This is a genomic window from Zhongshania guokunii, from assembly GCF_040892635.1.
GTDB classification, from domain to species: Bacteria; Pseudomonadota; Gammaproteobacteria; order Pseudomonadales; family Spongiibacteraceae; genus Spongiibacter; species Spongiibacter guokunii.
In genome coordinates this window covers 460182-476750 of record NZ_JBFRYA010000001.1, presented here as the reverse complement: position 1 = coordinate 476750, position 16569 = coordinate 460182, and the positions used below count along the sequence as shown (strand labels likewise).

Genomic DNA, 16569 nt, shown 5'->3' with positions numbered 1-16569 from the left:
GCCTAAAACCTACATACTACTAAAATTGCAATATCGTCCGGTGCCTCGTCCATATCAAAAAGTCCAAAGGCCTCGGCCAGCTGTGTTGACGAGCTCTGTCCCTCTTTCAATAAATCGAGCAAGCGCTGCTCTTTGTGCTCTAGGGTGTCACTGTCTAAGACCTCTAATATACCATCAGAGAACAGGGTCAGCACAGCCCCCGGCGGGAAACTGATCATATGGTCACTAAATTGGGCATCAGCAAACAAACCCACCGGCATATCGTGTTCTGGTAAAAACGTTGCGCGACCATCTACGGCCAACACCGGAGCAGGTAAATGGCCTGCCACCGAATAGCTCAACTGATTGCATTTTAAATCAAAAGCCCCCACGCACAGGGTCACATGCTTGCCGATCCCCATTTCCAGTAATTCGCGATTGGCTATGGCTAGCATTTTGGCGGGAGATAAGATCGCCGTTGAACCCCGATGCAAAAAATCGCTACGCTTGCGAGCAAAAAGGTTTTTCAAAAACACCGTCACAAACGCAGAGCTGGCCCCATGACCGGAAACATCGGCCACAAAAAACACCGCGTGATCTTCGCCCACCAAAAAGTAATCGACAAAATCGCCACTAAGATACAGAGAGGGCAATATGAAGTGACAGAACTGGTAATTAGAGATTTGCTTGGGAGTATCGGGTAAGAGAAGCTGCTGAACATGCTTACCTGCCTGTTGATCTTGCTGCAATAGCGTTAAGCTCTCCAGCAAATCCCGATTGGCATTTTCAAGCTTGGTGCGATACGCCAAGTTTTCACGCTTTAAGGCCCCTCGCTCCAGCGCCCTATCTACTACGTGCTTAATTACGTCGAGGTTTTCCGGTGGTAGCATCAAGTAATCAGTGGCGCCATGGCGTACGGCAGACAGAACATCTGCTAAACTTTTCCGCCGCGAAAGACCTACAAGCGGCAGCTCACGAGGATCTTCAGCCATTTTCCCCAGCAAATCGATACCTCGGTCTTCGGGGAAATCGATATCGACCATCACGATATCGATATCTTCTTCCCTAAAACTTGGCATGGCCGTGGCGCAATCGGCAACATGCACAAGCTCCATACCTAGCTGCTCTAGGGAACTAACAAGTTGTGGATGGCTAGCATCTACCTGCTGAACGAGCAGGATGCGATGAGGATGAGTGATATTCATCCAGCCTTTTTACCCGCATCCCGCGGCACACACAATAGGGAATTATGTGGAGAATTTACAGCTTGCGCTACTAGCGTTTGCTCAGAAGTCAAAAGACTCAAAGTCTTCATCGCCAAAGTCATCTTTAAGCTGACCATCATTTATTAAGTACTCCCTGCGCTGCAGGTAGGCATCTTTCAAAAAAGTGTATTTATCACCAGACATCAAGCCTTCGCTACCTAATAAACTGGCACGAGTCTGCAATAAATCCAAGCCGCTCATCGCGTAACGCGCGCGCTCTGGATCAATACTTCCCGTTACCGACGCATAAGAGTCGACACCGGCACCAAAGCCATCCCGAACACTGCTGGGCCCTAAAAAGGGCAACACCAAGTATGGTCCACTACCTACTCCCCAAACCGCAAGGGTTTGGCCAAAATCTTCGGACTCACGCTTTAGACCGATATAGCTGGCAACGTCAAAAAAGCCGACCACCCCTACCGTAGTGTTTATAAGGAAACGCCCGCCATCGACCAATACATCACCACCTTTGCCCTGTAGCAGATCATTGCCCATGTTTTTGATTTCGCCAATATTATTGAAAAAATTGGCAATACCTTGGTCAACGATTGCAGGGGTAATCTTGCGATAACCTCTCGCGACTGGCTGAACAAGATACTCATCCGCAGTGTCATTAAACGCAAACACGCCACGATTGAAACCTTCCCATGGATCGCGTGGATCGCCATCATCCCCTGCCAACGCTTTCGTTATCCCGAAACTGGATAACAGCACTAACAAAGTTAAGACTTTTCGTTGCACTGGCATCATCAACCCAAATTACTCTTTAAGCCCAAAACCGATCAACACTATACCTAATACCCCAGTATTTGGCACCACTTCGATCATAACCGCCCATCCACAATCAAAATATCCAAATCCAGTAATTGCACCAAAATATCGCGGCCGAAATCCGCGATTGCGGCAAATTCAGCATTAAGTTCTTGAGCGATTTTATGCAGTAATGTCCCGCCCGCCAATACAGAATAATCCACAAGTAGTGCAAGTAAACGGGCGGTTACTGCATTAATTTCCAAAAATTGCACTTGATCCTGACGATTCCGATAAACAACAATATAGCTTGGCTCAGCGCTCGGCTCAGCGGGCTGATAATCGCGACCAATATGCTGTACAGGAAATTGATACGCCAAAGACCACGCCAATGGCGACACGCTCAGGCTAGCCGTCATAACATCGCTAAACGGCGCTGACTCAGGCAACTCATCTTCTGCTATGTCTAGCGCCAGCTCAACCCATTCATAATGGGCCAATTCCATTAGAAACGCCGGATCGTTCCGAGCATCACCTTGCTCGGCTAAATAGCTGAGAAACTCCTCGGCGATACGCAAAAAATAGGGGCTTTCGCAACGGTGCCGGCGCATAAAATCCCGCACCAGTGCATGCCAGTCGTCATCGCTAAATAAGCTCCGACACACCGGAAAGCCATTACTGAGAAAACCTTCGATATTATTAAAGAAAAGATCACGGTAAATCGCTAAACGCCGCGTTTCTATGCCTTCCGGTCCAACGCAAGCGTCTGGGTCGCGAACGAAGGCTGTCATACTTTGCTGTACTTGCTGAAATGGCTTCATCAGCCAGCTCGCTTACGCGCATTTAACGGTGAGAAATGACTTATACCTTGGCTATTGGCATGGGCTTGTGCGCGGCGGATTTGCCCAATTTCTAACAACAATTCGGCCATGGGTGGAAAATTAAAATCCCGCTCCAACAAGGTCGGCAGCGGCCCGCAAAGGCAGTAGGCTTCATCTAACAGCGCCCAGACCGGATCAATAACATCAGCGCCATGGGTGTCTACTCGTAAATCTTCAGCCTCGTCAAAATGCCCTGCTATATGGATATAGCGGGCTCTTGCCAAGGGTAATGAATGTAAAAACTGAACGGGATCGTAACGATGATTTACGCTATTCACGAAAATATTATTCACGTCTAGGAGCAAATCGCAGTCCGCCTCAGCCAATACGGCGTTAATAAATTCGCTTTCGCTCATGGCCTGCGCTGGTGCTGCGTAGTAGGACGCATTCTCCAACAATATCCGCTGTCCTAAAACGTCCTGAACTTGTTTAACCCGCTCGGCAACGTGATACACCGCCTCTTCGGTAAATGGAATAGGCAATAAATCGTAGAGCTGTCCTTCGTCGCCACAGTAAGTCAGGTGTTCGGAGTACAGTGGACAATTAAAATCGGCCATGAACTGTTTAATATCCGTTAACAGCTCCTTATTTAGCGGTGCAAAACCACCAATGTTTAAGGATAAACCATGTAAATAAATCGGGTAGCGCTCCGCTAGCTCTCGAAATGAGCGGCCGTAACGGCCGCCAATATGCACCCAGTTTTCTGGGGCAACCTCAAGAAAATCCAGCTCGCTGCCAGCAAGGCTTTTCAGCTCTGGCATTAAGCTCCGCCGCAAGCCCAAACCGGCCTGTGCGCTTGATTCACTAGTCATAGGCTCTTCCATTCACGCCGCCCCTTCCGGAGACTGATTACTTACTTAGCCATTTTATCGGCGCCACACTTGCCCTCACCGCACTTACCTTCATGAGCCGCTTTGGCTTTATAGGCACCACACTTGGCCTCGCCACACTTCCCTTCGTGAGCAGCTTTGGCTTTGTCGGCACCACACTTCGCTTCGCCGCATTTACCTTCGTGCGCTGCTTTAGCTTTGTCGGCACCACATTTCGCCTCGCCGCATTTACCTTCGTGAGCAGCTTTGGCTTTGTCGGCGCCACACTGCGCTTCACCACCGGCCTTATTCGCATCGATCTTTGCTTCAGCTTTCGCCGCTTTGTCAGAACTCCCCATAGCTAATTCATAGCCAGAGCTTAAACTTTTGGCTGCGAAGGGGTTTTCTCCCGCCATCGCGGGACTCATCGCCGATGCCAACAGGGCAGCGCCAAACGCCGCTGCCAGCGGTTTTTTTACAAAATTAATCTGAGACATTGTTATTCTCCGTAGTGGTAGTCAGTAACACGGTAAAAAATCGTTTGTTCTGCATAAACCCAAATGAGCATAGCAGTTTTACGCAATACCACTCATACGCTGCAACGACCAAATTCGATGTATTTGTTAGACGTACTCAATTGAGTGATGTTACATCTTGTACCAACGATTTCCACAGAACCTTCAAGCGTTTCTCCGACACCGGCATTCGCGTCCCCATATTTTGGGCAAACAGGGAGATCCGCAGCTCCTCTAATTGCCAGCGGTAGTCCATCACGAGCGGATGGCGACGATGCTTTTCGGGCAATTTCTTTACAAACTCAACAAACTGCTGCTGCAGAGGTTCAAACGCCAAAGTCGACTGCCGATCTCGCTGATAGGCGCCATCCAATTTACTAATACGCTGTAAAATAGCCTGTAGGTAACGCGGGTACTGACTGAGTTCATCACGATTAAGAGCGGTAATAAATCCCTCAAAAAACAAGGCGTCCAGCTGGCGGTTAATATCGTTAATACTGTGGATCCAGCTTAGCGAATTGAGTTTTTTAAGGCTGCGGCGAATCTCGGCGTAATTACCCAGCACCGTGTTGAGCAGCTCGGCGCAGGCCTCAGCATCGGCGACAAAACCGGCGCGGCCCAGCTCCCATACCTGTTCAAATTCTGTCTGGGTGCGCGGCAAGGCTCCCTCGCTCAGCGCGAAGCAATTTTGGGCGGCAGCCAGTAGGCAATCTTCCAACCAGCGTTTCTTTTGCTCGCCCACCGCCGAAAATTGCAATTGCGCGGTATTGCTGCGAAATAAACTCGCCCGCAGGGTTTTACACTGCTGCACCAAACGCAATAGCAGCAAGCGCTGCACACCACGCAAATTAGCCTGCTGGGCATCGGCTTCAGTCTCGGCCAAGCTTAATTCAACACTCTCGCCCTGATCCCGCAAGCAGGGGTAAGCGACCAAGGTTGCCCCGCCCTGTTTAAATTCATAGCGATCTTCGAGACGTTCAAAATCCCAGTTGGTCAGTGTTTTGGTTTCAAAACCACTGCCACGTTCTTCAGCTATACCCTGCTGCACCTGCACCGCCAATTCCGCGCACAGTGCCCGTAAATCTCGGCTTTGGGCCAGTAGTTTTCCGGCGTTATCCAGCACCCGAATATTCATGCGGTAGAAATTATCGATGTTATTGCGCGACCACTCGGCCACATCAATCTGCAAGCCGCTAATCTTACGAAGCGCGTCGGCCAGGCTCGGCAATAAGCCCACGTCATTAACCGACAACATCGGCAGCGCCTTGTCGACAAAATCCGGCACCGGCACCAGTTGCTTGCGCTGGACTTTAGGCAAGGTTTTTAACAGCGCAATGCACTTATCCCTCAGCAGACCAGGCACCAGCCACTCCAAACGCCCTTCTGGCAGCTTTGGTAGATTTGCCAGCGGCACGGACACGCTAACCCCATCTGCAGGATGATTAGGCTCAAAGTGGTAACTCAGCGCCAGTATCATACCGGCGCAGTGCAAGGTGTCGGGGAACTGCTGTTCGGTAACATCACTGCCCGCATGACGCATTAACTCACCACGACTCAAAAATAAAGCCCGTGGCGCTGCGGTGCTTTTTAGCCAGCTTTCCAAATGGGCGGCGGTGATAATGCCCTCGGGAATACGCTCGTCGTAATAGCGAAACAACTCATCGTCGGAGATTAAAATATCGCGGCGGCGGGCCTTGTCTTCCAGCTCGCCAATCTCGTCAATAAGTTTACGGTTGTGGCGAAAGAATTCTGCCTTACCGAGGTAACGCCCCTCAACCAAGGCTTGGCGAATCAGGATTTCGCGGCTTTCTACCGGCGATATCGGCCCGTAATGCACCCGCTTTTTATCGCGAATCAGCAAACCGTAGAGCATGGTTTGCTCAAAGGCCATCACTCGGCCACTGCGGCTATGCCAATGTGGCTCGTAATAGCTGCGTTTTAACAGTTCGTCATTAATGCCAAACACCCATTCTGGGTCGATTTTAGCGACGCAGCGGGCATAGAGCTGGGTGGTTTCGGCAAGCTCAGCGGCCACAATCCATTTCGGTGCTTTTTTAAATAACGAGGAGCCAGGGAATATCCGCAGTTTGCGGTTGCGAGCACCAAGGTACTCTCGCTCTTCGTCTTTATTGGCTATTTGCCCTAAAAAGCCCGGCAGCAAGGCGCGGTGAATACTATCAAAATCCGCCGCTTCGCGATTAACGGGCAATTTTAATTGCCGACACATCAGGGTGATTTGGTGGTGAACCTCCCGCCACTCCCGCATCCGCGTCCACGATAAAAATTCCCGCTGACAGAGCTTACGCCACTGGCTTGCCGACAATTCTTGGCGCTGCTCCTCGGCGTAGTCCCAAAGGCCAACAAAGGCCATAAAATCGGAATCTGGCTGCCAAAAACGACGATGCTTTTCATCAGCGGCTTGTTGCTTATCTGCCGGACGGTCGCGGGGGTCTTGAATACTTAGCGCGCTGGCGATAATCAGCATTTCCCGCAGGCAGCCGCCGTCAGCAGCGGCCAATAACAAGCGTCCTATCCGAGGATCAACAGGAAAGCGGCCCAATTGCTGACCGAGTTTATTGAGTTTGCCGTCTTTAACGGCGCCCAATTCTGCCAACAAGGCAAAACCGTCATTCACAAATTTATTATCTGGTGCATCCACAAAGGGAAAAGCGCTGATATCCCCCAGCTTGAGCTGGAGCATTTGCAAAATAACGGCAGCGAGATTGGTGCGCTGAATTTCTGGCTCGGTATACACCGGCCGACTTAAATAATCCGCTTCGCTGTACAAGCGATAAGCAATACCGGCAGCGACCCGCCCACAGCGACCAGCCCGTTGATTGGCGCTGGCCTGGGAGATTGGCTCAATCGGCAGACGCTGCACCTTGCTGCGCACGCTATAGCGGCTAATCCGTGCAGTGCCGCCGTCGATTACATAGCGAATACCCGGTACGGTCAGTGAGGTCTCGGCGACGTTGGTCGCCAGCACCACCCGCCAGCCCCGGCGCCCACGCAAATCAAAAATGCGCTGCTGCTCGGCGGTGCTCAGGCGTGAATACAGTGGCAAGACCTCTGCGCCCGGCAAATCCGCTTTGCGCAAATGGCGGGTCACATCGCGAATGTCCCGCTCGCCACTGAGAAACACTAGGGTATCGCCGCTGCGCTGCGCACCTTCGGCGATCAATTCGCGCAGTACGGCTTCAACTGCCTCGCCAATATCATTGTCGGCACTCAGTTCTTCTTGGGGGCGATAGCGATATTCAACGGGAAAGCTCCGACCAGACACTTCAATAACCGGCGCATTATTAAAGTGTTCAGAGAAGCGTGCCACGTCAATGGTGGCCGAGGTGATGATCAGCTTTAAATCGGGGCGCTTAGGCAGCAGGGTTTTTAAATAACCCAGCAAAAAATCGATATTTAGGCTGCGCTCATGGGCCTCGTCAATAATGATGGTGTCGTATTCGCTCAAAAAGCGGTCGCGCTGAATTGCCGCCAGCAAAATACCGTCGGTCATTAATTTAATATGGCTATTGGGCGAGCTCACTTCCTGAAAGCGTATTTGAAAAGCCACACCCTCGCCCAAGGTGGTGTTTAACTCCTCGGCCAAGCGCTGAGCTACCGCTCGCGCCGCCAAGCGGCGCGGTTGGGTGTGAGCAATAGTCCCCACTACCCCACGCCCCATATCCAAACAGATCTTAGGAATCTGAGTGGTTTTACCCGAGCCGGTCTCACCCGCCACAACTACCACCTGATGCCCAGCAATGGCCGCGCGAATATCATCGACCCGCTGGCTTACCGGCAAATCTGGCGGGTAGACTACGCTCGGCAAACTCGCGTGGCGCTGCAGAACCCGTGCCTGCGAGGCCATAAAGCGCTCAGTCAGTGCTGCCAACTTTTGGCTTATGTCCGCGCCCCCCGCCGCCAGTTGTTGTAATTGACGACAGCTGCGACCCAGCGCGAAACGGTCAGCTAAAAAGCAGTCTTCCAGCTGCCCCAGCAATGATTGGGGGCTTGGCGATACAGTGGCAGCAGTGCTGGTTTGCGATTGAATTTCAGACATACATTCCATTAAAAACAAAAAAGGCGCCATTTGGCGCCTTTTTACTATTACATAACAGCTAAACGATTATTTGTTAGCCTTGGCGAGCTTGGCAAGCTCCTCGTCGCGAAGCGAGCGACGCAATACCTTACCCACATTGGTCTTAGGCAGTTCGTCACGCACTTCAATATACCGAGGCATTTTATAGCCGGTGAGGCGTTCACGCAAAAATGCTTTTAGCTCGGTCACATCAATATCGCCTTTTTTAGCCGCGACAAAGATTTTAACCGCTTCCCCAGACTTCTCGTCAGGCACACCAATTGCCGCACATTCAGCAATATTCGGGTGTCCGCTTAAAACGTCTTCAATTTCATTGGGGTATACATTAAAGCCAGATACGATAATCATGTCTTTCATGCGATCGACAATGCGCATATAGCCATCTTCTTGCACAATTGCCACATCACCAGTGTGCAACCAGCCATCAATAATGGTTTTTTCGGTTTCATCGGGACGCTGCCAATAACCCATCATCACCTGCGGGCCGCGCACGCACAATTCACCGCGCTCACCAATACCCACATCAACACCGTCTTTCACAATCCGGATGTCGGTGCCAGGCAGTGCGATACCGATGGTACCAATTTGATTATTGCCGCCTGGGTTAATTGATACCACCGGTGAAGTCTCAGTTAGTCCGTAGCCTTCATAAACTTGGGCGCCGGTAACTTCCATCCACTCTTTGGCTGCACCCGCAGTCAAGGCCATGCCACCAGACATCGTCGCCTTCACAGAAGAGAAATCCTGTGCTCTGAATTCTTCATTATTGCAGAGCTGCACAAACAGGGTATTGATACCGCTCATGCCGCTCCAACGATGGCGTTTCATCTCTTTAATCACACTACTAAGATCGCGGGGATTGGCAATTAAAACCCCGTGGTTACCCTGCAGCATTACACAGAACGACAACATAAAGGAGTAGATATGGTACAGCGGCAGTGGCGACAAGAAGGTTTCTTCACCCTCATTGAGGCCATAGCTTTCAAATAGGTTCTTACTCTGCAGAATATTTGCCATCAGGTTGCGGTGGCTAATCATTGCGCCCTTAGACACCCCAGTGGTACCACCGGTATATTGCAGCAATGCAACTTCTTCAGCATCTGGGTTCGCTTTCGTAAACTGACCACTCTTGCCCTTGGCTAAAGCGCTGCGGTACTTCACCGCATTTTTAAATTTAAACTTAGGCACCATCTTTTTAACGTGTTTAACCACGTTATTAATCAACAGTCGTTTTGCCGTAGGATGCAGATCGCCAATTTCAGTAACTATGACAAATTCGACCGGTGTTTCGTCAACGACAGCCGCTGCCGCTTCAGCAACATTGGCGAGCACGACAAGCGCCTTGGCGCCAGAGTCATTAAGTTGGTGCTTTAGCTCGCGCTGGCTGTACAGAGGGTTGGTGTTAACTACAATCAGACCCGCGCGGATTGCCCCAAACAGGGCTACGGGATATTGCAATATGTTTGGCATTTGCAGAGCGATTCGATCACCGACCCGCAAATTGGTGTTTTTTTGTAAATATGTCGCAAACTGTGCAGAAAGACGATCTAAGTCGCGATAGCTAATGGTCTCGCCCATGCAGGACATGGCCGGAAGATCAGCAAATTTACTTGCGCAATAATCAAACATCGCGCCTAAGTTTGCGTGCTGAGTTAAATCAACATCCGCTGGCATGCCTGTTTTCACACGTGCTGCGCTGATTGCTGCTGCAATACTTTCCATTTCTGCTGACAAAGTCGCCCCCTAATATAGTGCTTGTTGTTATTGGCGCCGCAGCCAATTTTTCAGGCAAGCCGGCCACGCATATTCAGATAGGCAAGCTATCGACATTTGTGTTCAGTGTCAACACTAGCCGTTCGCGGTCTGGGTTTCCCCCGCCCGGTATTGGTCGGGATCAATAAACATGAGCTGCAACACCAACTCGCCTGATCGGCGCAGGTCTGCGCCTAAAACCAGCGCATTTAACACCCCATCAATATAGGTTAGCGCGGGAATATTAAACAATAATTGCCCACCGCTATCGTCGCTCATCACAATTGGTTCAGATTGAGCTTTAACAACCTTGGCGAGCTCTGCAGTTAAAAATAGCAGATGTTCCTTAAATGCGCTGAAATTCAAATTTCCGCGAAATTCTTGCGGCAATAATTGCAGTTTTATCCGCAATTTAGATTTATCTGGCATGGCCATATCGCTCAAAATCAGCTCACGTCCCGCTTCTAACTCACGAAAATAGCGCTTAGCCTCAGTGCGACCTGCATCGAGAATACCGGTTTTAAAGAGTGTGGCGGCAACGGCCAGCACACTGGGCGCATCCATTTTTACTTTCATTGATTTGAGTCCAAATTAAACATTATTATTTGTCCGCTCGGCTTTAGTGTTGTTTAAGCCATGCGGACCCTAAATTATTGGCGCAGCTTTGCTATTTCAATATCGGCTAAGCGATGACAAGCTGCCTCTGTAGCCAGTCGAGTCTCCCGCAACCAAGGCGGGTTCGAGCTACAAGCGGCCTCGGCCAGTGGGCAGCGCGGCGCAAAACGGCAGCCGCTGTCTGTTGCCAATGGCGTCTTGTGCGCCTGCGATTTTATCGGCACCACCGCTGTAGTATTTCGCTGGTGAAGTTTGCCGTCTAAATGCGATGCGAGCAACCGTGTTGTATACGGGTGTCGAGGGCCCTCAAACAGCGCCGCCGTTTCACCCAGCTCTACTATTTCACCAAGGTACATTACTGCCGTGCGGCTGGCCAGAAAACGCACCACTGCCAAATCGTGGGCAATAAATAACATAGCGGTATTGTGTTCACTTTGCAGCTCTTGCAGTAAATTAATAATTTGCGCCTGCACCGACACATCCAGTGCCGAGACCGGTTCATCGCAAATCACCAGCCGCGGCTCGGCGATAAAGGCCCGCGCAATACCAATGCGCTGACGCTGGCCACCAGAAAGTTCATGGGGATAGCGCTCCCCCGCCGACTGCGGCAAACCGACCCGCTCCAGCCAGTACGCGGCTTTAGCCCGCGCCGTTGTTGCCGCCACCCCCTGACTCCACAGCGGCTCCTGCAAACTGGCAAGTATGGTCATACGGGGATTAAGACTGGCGTAGCTGTCTTGAAACACCATTTGAACTTGAGTGGACATGGTTTTAAATTGGCGGCGATTGTAGTGCTGGGGCATGGCTTTGCCAGCAATAATCAACTCGCCCGCACTGCGCGGCTGCAAACCCGCAATAATTCGGCCCAAGGTAGATTTACCTGAGCCGCTCTCGCCCACCAGCCCCAAAACCTCACCCGCCTCAATATCGAGATTTACGCCGTCGACTGCCGCCAACAACCCCTGCCCGCTTTGAAAGTGGCAGCGCAACTCGCGAAGTTGAATAAGTGCAGAGCTCACTGTTCAGCCTCCCGCCAGCGCGCTGGGTGCTCTGGATGCCAAAGCCAGCACCGAGATTCATGCTTGCCGTTGGCGTCACACGCAAAACTGGGCGGCAAGTGATCGCAAATCGCCATGCGTTCCGAGCAGCGTGCGGCAAAGCCGCAACCGGTGGGCGGGTGGCGTAAATCCGGAGGCGTTCCGCCAATCGCTTGCAAAGGCTGGGGATTGCTCATATTCGGCACCGCCCGCTTTAATGCCTGCGTATAGGGGTGAGCCTCCCGACTAAACACATCGGCCAAGGAACCGGTTTCAATGGTTTGCCCTGCATACATCACCGACACCGAATCTGCTATCTCGGCAACCACGCCAAGATCGTGGGTGATAAATAACATCGCGGTGCCACTGGATTCGCGCAGCTCCCGCAAAATACTCAGCACTTCCGCCTGCACAGTTACATCCAGCGCTGTGGTCGGCTCATCGGCAATGAGTAGTTGTGGCTCGCAAACCACAGCCATGGCAATCATCGCGCGCTGCAGCATGCCGCCGGAAAATTCAAATGGATACTGTCCAGCGCGCTGGGCGGGGTTGGCAATCGCCAAACGTTCTAATAGCGCTATCGCCTTATTTAGTGCTTCGCGTTTAGACAAACCCTTGTGAATGCGCAGTGGCTCGGCGATTTGGCTGCCGATCGTTTGAGTGGGATCCAGCGCTGTCATCGGGTTTTGAAAAATCATGGCAATCTCATTGCCCCGCAGCTGTCGCCAATCGCGCTCGCTCAGCTGACGCATATCGCGTCCGGCAAACTCCCAGCGCAGCGCATTCGTCTTTGCAGCGGCCGGCATTAGGCTCAATAAACTCATTGCCGTCACTGATTTGCCGCAACCCGACTCCCCCACCAGTGCACGGCATTCCCCCGGCGCCAAGCTCAATGACACGTCTCTCACCGCCTGCACTGGGCCTATGCTTACCTGTAAGCTTTCAAGTTTTAGCAAGCTCATGCTTTAACCACCCCCGCGCGTCTATCAGTGGCATCGCGCAGCGCGTCACCGAGCAAGTTAAAGGCCAGCACCGAGATACTGATAAACAAGGCAGGTAACAGCAATTGCCGAGGGTGGGACAGCAATGTTTTTATGCCGTCATTACACAGCGCGCCCCAAGACGTGGTGGGCGGCGACACCCCCATGCCAATAAACGACAAAAAGGCTTCCGTGAAAATTGCTTGGGGAATAGCAAAGCTAAATGCGACCAAAATCATAGGCAACACATTGGGCAGCATATGCCGCAATATGGTTCGACTAGTACCAACCCCGGCGAGCTTGGCCGCCTCAACAAAGGGCTGACTGCGCAAGGCCAAAACTTGGCCGCGAATCAGCCGCGCACTGCCCGGCCAGCTCAGCATTAACATGGCCACAATTAGCGGCGTAATGCCATTTTCACCAGGGCCAATCCCAAACGCGACCCTAAACAAAATCATAAACAGCAGAAACGGCAGCGCCACCACAAAATCGACAAAGCGCATAGCCAATTGATCGACCCAGCCCCCTGCCAAGCCCGCTATGGCGCCAAAGATACAACCAAAGGTGATATACAGCAGGGGCGCGACCACCCCCACAAAGAGCGAAGTTCGTCCGCCCGCCATTAACCTCGCTAGCATATCGCGGCCAAGCGCATCGGTTCCTAACGGGTGCCCCGGAAGATCAAGCCATTGCTGCCGCCCGCTCACCTTGTCTACTGGTAGCAAACCCTGTAGCTGCGCCTCAAACAGCGACATCGCAGCCTCGGGGCGAACATCTCGCGCCAATAGCAAAAAGCCAGTATCTGCATCAGCAATTGTGTAGCGATAAATCTGGTAACTCAGCTGCAATTGATCCTGGTAATAAGCTTTGTCCGTTTCAGCAATCGCCAAACCCAGCCCAGCTTTGTGCGCAGACGCGCGATAAACCCGATAGCGCTTCACCCCCTCAAGCTTGGGCCACTGCAGGCGAACAAACTCCGTATTGGCTGCATGCACGGTTAAGGTCTGCGGCGCATCACCAGCCGGCGGTTGCCACGGGCCACTATCACGTATTAAGCGCACCGAGTGCGGAGCACTTGGCCCAGCCGATATTTGCGACAACCACTGCTGAGACGGATCTTGGCGCCACAGCAAGGGGCCAACACTCACAAACAGCAATAAGGCGATTACCACCAAGGTCGACACCACCACCGCGGGGGTGGCCATTTTGGGCAGGGGCAACGGCGCGATATGCTCAAGCTCGTCGCTTGCCCATGTCCGCCGCGCAAAGCGGAATACCGATAAATCCATCAGCGGCCACCCCCGCCACTGTGCAGGCGAATACGGGGATCAATTAAGCCATAACTGATATCGACCACCACTACCACTAAAACCAGAAATGCCCCATAGAAAACCGTCGTGCCCATAATGACGGTGTAATCTAATTGCTGAACCGCCTGCACGAAATAGCGCCCCAAACCAGGAATGGCAAAGATTAACTCCACCACAAAGCCGCCCGTGGTCACCCCTGCAATGGTCGGCCCTAACTCGGTGACTACCGGCAACACCGCATTGCGCAATTGATGATGCCAAAACAGCCGCCAACCGTGCACACCCTTGGCTTTCGCCGCCATATTGTAATCCGCGCTGAGCACCTCGAGCATCGAGGCGCGCATGATCCGGCTCAAATAAGCCATTGTGCCTAAACCCAAGACCAGTGCCGGCACCCAGATATGACTCACACCGCCCCAACCTGCCACCGGCAACAGAGTTTTACCTGCGGCATTATTCATTGCCACTATGGTCAGCTGTGCCAGCCCGGCTATCACAAAGCCCGGCACCGAAATGGCGGCAATTACCGCCACCATCACCATACGATCTGGCCATCGATTGCGGTAATACGCCGCTACCGTCCCTGCCGATACACCGCCAACAAGCGCGATCAACACCGCCGTAATACCCAAAATGGCCGATATTGGGAAATGCTCGCGGATAATATCGTTAACTTTGCGGTTCTCTTGGGTGAAGGAAATGCCAAAATCGCCATGCAACATATTGCTGAGAAACAACTGATACTGCTCGATGAGAGGCTTGTCTAAGCCGTAGCGTGCCTCAAGCTGGGCTCTAACCACCGGCGACATGGCTTTTTCTTGGGTGAGGGGATCACCTGGAACGGCGTGCATCGCAAAAAACGTCGCGGTGGCGATAAACCAAATAGTAATAACACCCGATAAAAGTCGTTTGGCAATAAATGTCAGCATGGCTTAGCGCTCAATCCACGCGTAACGAAACAAGGGATCACCGCCGAAAATATTGCGACGCACCCCGCGTAAGCGCGGATTTTGTACATAAAGTGCACCATTTTCATAGGTTGGCAAAATGGGTACATCGTCAACAACAATACGCTGGATCTGCGCCATGGCATTGAATCGGATTCGGGGATCGTTGCTGTTCTGCGCTATGCGAATCCAACGATCGTAGAGGGGGTTATTGTAAAGACCGCGGTTATTGTCGTTCCAAGAAGCAAATAAATCGGCAAAGGTCATAATGTCGTCGTAATCTGGCCCCCACGCAGCAGCCACAACATCAAAGTCGCCACGGCGCATTTTTTCTAGGCGCTGTTTAAAGACCTGCTGGTCGATACGCAATTCAATACCGAGGCCGGTCTTGAACAAATATTGGTAGTACTCAGCCTCCTGCAAGGCTCTTGGGCTATCACCGGCCAATAGTATCAGCGGTGGGATCTCGCTTATCCCCAGCTCCGCCTTGGCCTGCCGCAAATATGCCCGCGCAGCGGCAATATCGGGGCTGACCCGTGTTACGGGATACTCCTCACGAAAACTGTTTTTGCGCCCTTTTACCGTGACCGGAAACAGCGAGTACGCGGGCTGAATCCCCGGCAAACCAATAATTTTATTCACGAGTAAAGCGGGATCGATCAAACGTTGAACGGCTTTGCGGAAAGCGCGGTTTGCGGTGATACGGCCTTCGCGGAAATTAAATTCCAAGAAAAACAGCGAGCCGGTATGAAAATACTCAATATCATAGCCCCGCTTTACCGCTTCGCTCAGCAGACCTGTGTCTAACGGCGCCATGGCGATTTGCTGATCGCGAAACAAATTAAATTGGGCACTCGGATCTGCCGTGATATAGGGCATATCAATTTCTTTAATCTGCACTGAATCCGCATGCCAATATTGCGGATTCTTACTTAGTTGTATGCGCGCGCCGTGTACCCATTTATTCAAAAGATAGGGGCCGTTCACCATTAGCTTGTCGGCATCGGCGGCGTAGCGCCCTCCCCACTGGGCAAGTACATCCTCACGCAGAGGTAAAAATGTCATGAACGCAGTTAGGCTAAGAAAATACGGACAGGGATTGGCAAACTCAACCTTGAGCTCGGTGTCAGACACCGCAGTAACACCTAGTTCACTCGGGGCGAGTACACCCTGATTAACCGCTTCAGCATTTTTAATAGGGTAAAAAATAAAGGCATATTGCGAGGCCGTTTTGGGGCTTAAGGCATGACGCCACGCAAACACAAAATCATGGGCCGTCACTGGCTTGCCATCACTCCAGCGGGCGTCGTCACGCAACCAGAAACGAGCGCCATCGGCATTTAATTCCCAGCGCAGCGCTACGCCAGGGGCGAGTTCACCATCAGGGCCATAAACCAGCAGCCCTTCCATTAGATGAGCTAAAATAAAACTCGCAATCGTGTCGGTGGCCACTGCACTATTGAGGGTCGGCGGCTCGGTAGCAAGGGCCAAGGTGAGCTTGGCTTTATCGGCGTCTACCGCCTGAGCTGCGCTTAGACTCGCCCACAGCAAGAGAACACTGACCGCAACCGCTTTACACCACACTTTCCATATCAACAAAGTTTATACACCGAGGTTTTGGCCTTCTTCACTG

13 protein-coding genes are annotated in these 16569 nt (G+C 52.0%); all 13 read right to left on the bottom strand.

Annotation, left to right across the window (positions count from 1 at the left end):
• Positions 1-2 precede the first annotated feature (2 nt).
• Positions 3-1184, bottom strand: coding sequence for a PP2C family protein-serine/threonine phosphatase (locus AB4876_RS02170; protein ID WP_368380007.1), 1182 nt, complete (start codon positions 1182-1184; stop codon positions 3-5).
• Between the two features lie 81 nt (positions 1185-1265).
• Positions 1266-1991, bottom strand: a complete 726-nt coding sequence (locus tag AB4876_RS02165) for an MlaA family lipoprotein (protein WP_368380006.1) — start codon at positions 1989-1991, stop codon at positions 1266-1268.
• A gap of 77 nt (positions 1992-2068) precedes the next feature.
• The gene (locus AB4876_RS02160) at positions 2069-2815 is read right to left on the bottom strand and encodes an HvfC family RiPP maturation protein (RefSeq protein ID WP_368380005.1); all 747 of its coding nucleotides are present in this window, start codon (positions 2813-2815) and stop codon (positions 2069-2071) included.
• Positions 2815-3687 carry an HvfB family MNIO-type RiPP peptide maturase gene (locus AB4876_RS02155; protein WP_368380004.1) on the bottom strand — a complete coding sequence of 291 codons (873 nt, stop codon included), beginning with the start codon at positions 3685-3687 and terminating at the stop codon, positions 2815-2817. The genes AB4876_RS02160 and AB4876_RS02155 overlap by 1 nt, the downstream gene beginning before the upstream one ends.
• 41 nt (positions 3688-3728) lie before the next feature.
• The gene (locus tag AB4876_RS02150; RefSeq protein ID WP_368380003.1) at positions 3729-4181 is read right to left on the bottom strand and encodes an HvfA family oxazolone/thioamide-modified RiPP metallophore; all 453 of its coding nucleotides are present in this window, start codon (positions 4179-4181) and stop codon (positions 3729-3731) included.
• A gap of 136 nt (positions 4182-4317) precedes the next feature.
• Positions 4318-8256: an ATP-dependent RNA helicase HrpA gene (gene hrpA / locus AB4876_RS02145; protein ID WP_368380002.1), complete on the bottom strand. Its 3939-nt coding sequence runs from the start codon at positions 8254-8256 to the stop codon at positions 4318-4320.
• Positions 8257-8322: 66 nt separating this feature from the next.
• The gene (locus tag AB4876_RS02140; RefSeq protein ID WP_368380001.1) at positions 8323-10029 is read right to left on the bottom strand and encodes an AMP-binding protein; all 1707 of its coding nucleotides are present in this window, start codon (positions 10027-10029) and stop codon (positions 8323-8325) included.
• Between the two features lie 114 nt (positions 10030-10143).
• Positions 10144-10623 (bottom strand): hypothetical protein, encoded by a 480-nt coding sequence (locus AB4876_RS02135; protein WP_368380000.1) that lies wholly within the window; start codon positions 10621-10623, stop codon positions 10144-10146.
• Between the two features lie 74 nt (positions 10624-10697).
• A complete protein-coding gene (locus AB4876_RS02130; RefSeq protein ID WP_368379999.1) occupies positions 10698-11681 on the bottom strand; it encodes an oligopeptide/dipeptide ABC transporter ATP-binding protein in 984 nt (327 codons plus the stop codon).
• Positions 11678-12661: an ABC transporter ATP-binding protein gene (locus AB4876_RS02125; RefSeq protein WP_368379998.1), complete on the bottom strand. Its 984-nt coding sequence runs from the start codon at positions 12659-12661 to the stop codon at positions 11678-11680. Before AB4876_RS02125 ends, AB4876_RS02130 begins: the two co-directional genes overlap by 4 nt.
• Positions 12658-13968, bottom strand: coding sequence for an ABC transporter permease (locus AB4876_RS02120; protein ID WP_368379997.1), 1311 nt, complete (start codon positions 13966-13968; stop codon positions 12658-12660). The genes AB4876_RS02125 and AB4876_RS02120 overlap by 4 nt, the downstream gene beginning before the upstream one ends.
• On the bottom strand, positions 13968-14918 hold the full coding sequence (locus tag AB4876_RS02115) for an ABC transporter permease (protein WP_368379996.1): 951 nt from the start codon (positions 14916-14918) through the stop codon (positions 13968-13970). Before AB4876_RS02115 ends, AB4876_RS02120 begins: the two co-directional genes overlap by 1 nt.
• 3 nt (positions 14919-14921) lie before the next feature.
• Complete coding sequence (locus AB4876_RS02110; protein WP_368379995.1) at positions 14922-16535, bottom strand: peptide ABC transporter substrate-binding protein; 1614 nt, start codon at positions 16533-16535, stop codon at positions 14922-14924.
• Between the last annotated feature and the right edge of the window lie 34 nt (positions 16536-16569).

Coding starts and splice junctions, on each gene's coding strand:
- AB4876_RS02115 (WP_368379996.1), bottom strand. CDS start 14,918: ATGCTGACATTTATTGCCAAACGACTTTTATCGGGTGTTATTACTATT.
- hrpA (WP_368380002.1), bottom strand. CDS start 8,256: ATGTCTGAAATTCAATCGCAAACCAGCACTGCTGCCACTGTATCGCCA.
- AB4876_RS02160 (WP_368380005.1), bottom strand. CDS start 2,815: ATGAAGCCATTTCAGCAAGTACAGCAAAGTATGACAGCCTTCGTTCGC.
- AB4876_RS02170 (WP_368380007.1), bottom strand. CDS start 1,184: ATGAATATCACTCATCCTCATCGCATCCTGCTCGTTCAGCAGGTAGAT.
- AB4876_RS02125 (WP_368379998.1), bottom strand. CDS start 12,661: ATGAGCTTGCTAAAACTTGAAAGCTTACAGGTAAGCATAGGCCCAGTG.
- AB4876_RS02135 (WP_368380000.1), bottom strand. CDS start 10,623: ATGAAAGTAAAAATGGATGCGCCCAGTGTGCTGGCCGTTGCCGCCACA.
- AB4876_RS02120 (WP_368379997.1), bottom strand. CDS start 13,968: ATGGATTTATCGGTATTCCGCTTTGCGCGGCGGACATGGGCAAGCGAC.
- AB4876_RS02155 (WP_368380004.1), bottom strand. CDS start 3,687: ATGACTAGTGAATCAAGCGCACAGGCCGGTTTGGGCTTGCGGCGGAGC.
- AB4876_RS02150 (WP_368380003.1), bottom strand. CDS start 4,181: ATGTCTCAGATTAATTTTGTAAAAAAACCGCTGGCAGCGGCGTTTGGC.
- AB4876_RS02165 (WP_368380006.1), bottom strand. CDS start 1,991: ATGCCAGTGCAACGAAAAGTCTTAACTTTGTTAGTGCTGTTATCCAGT.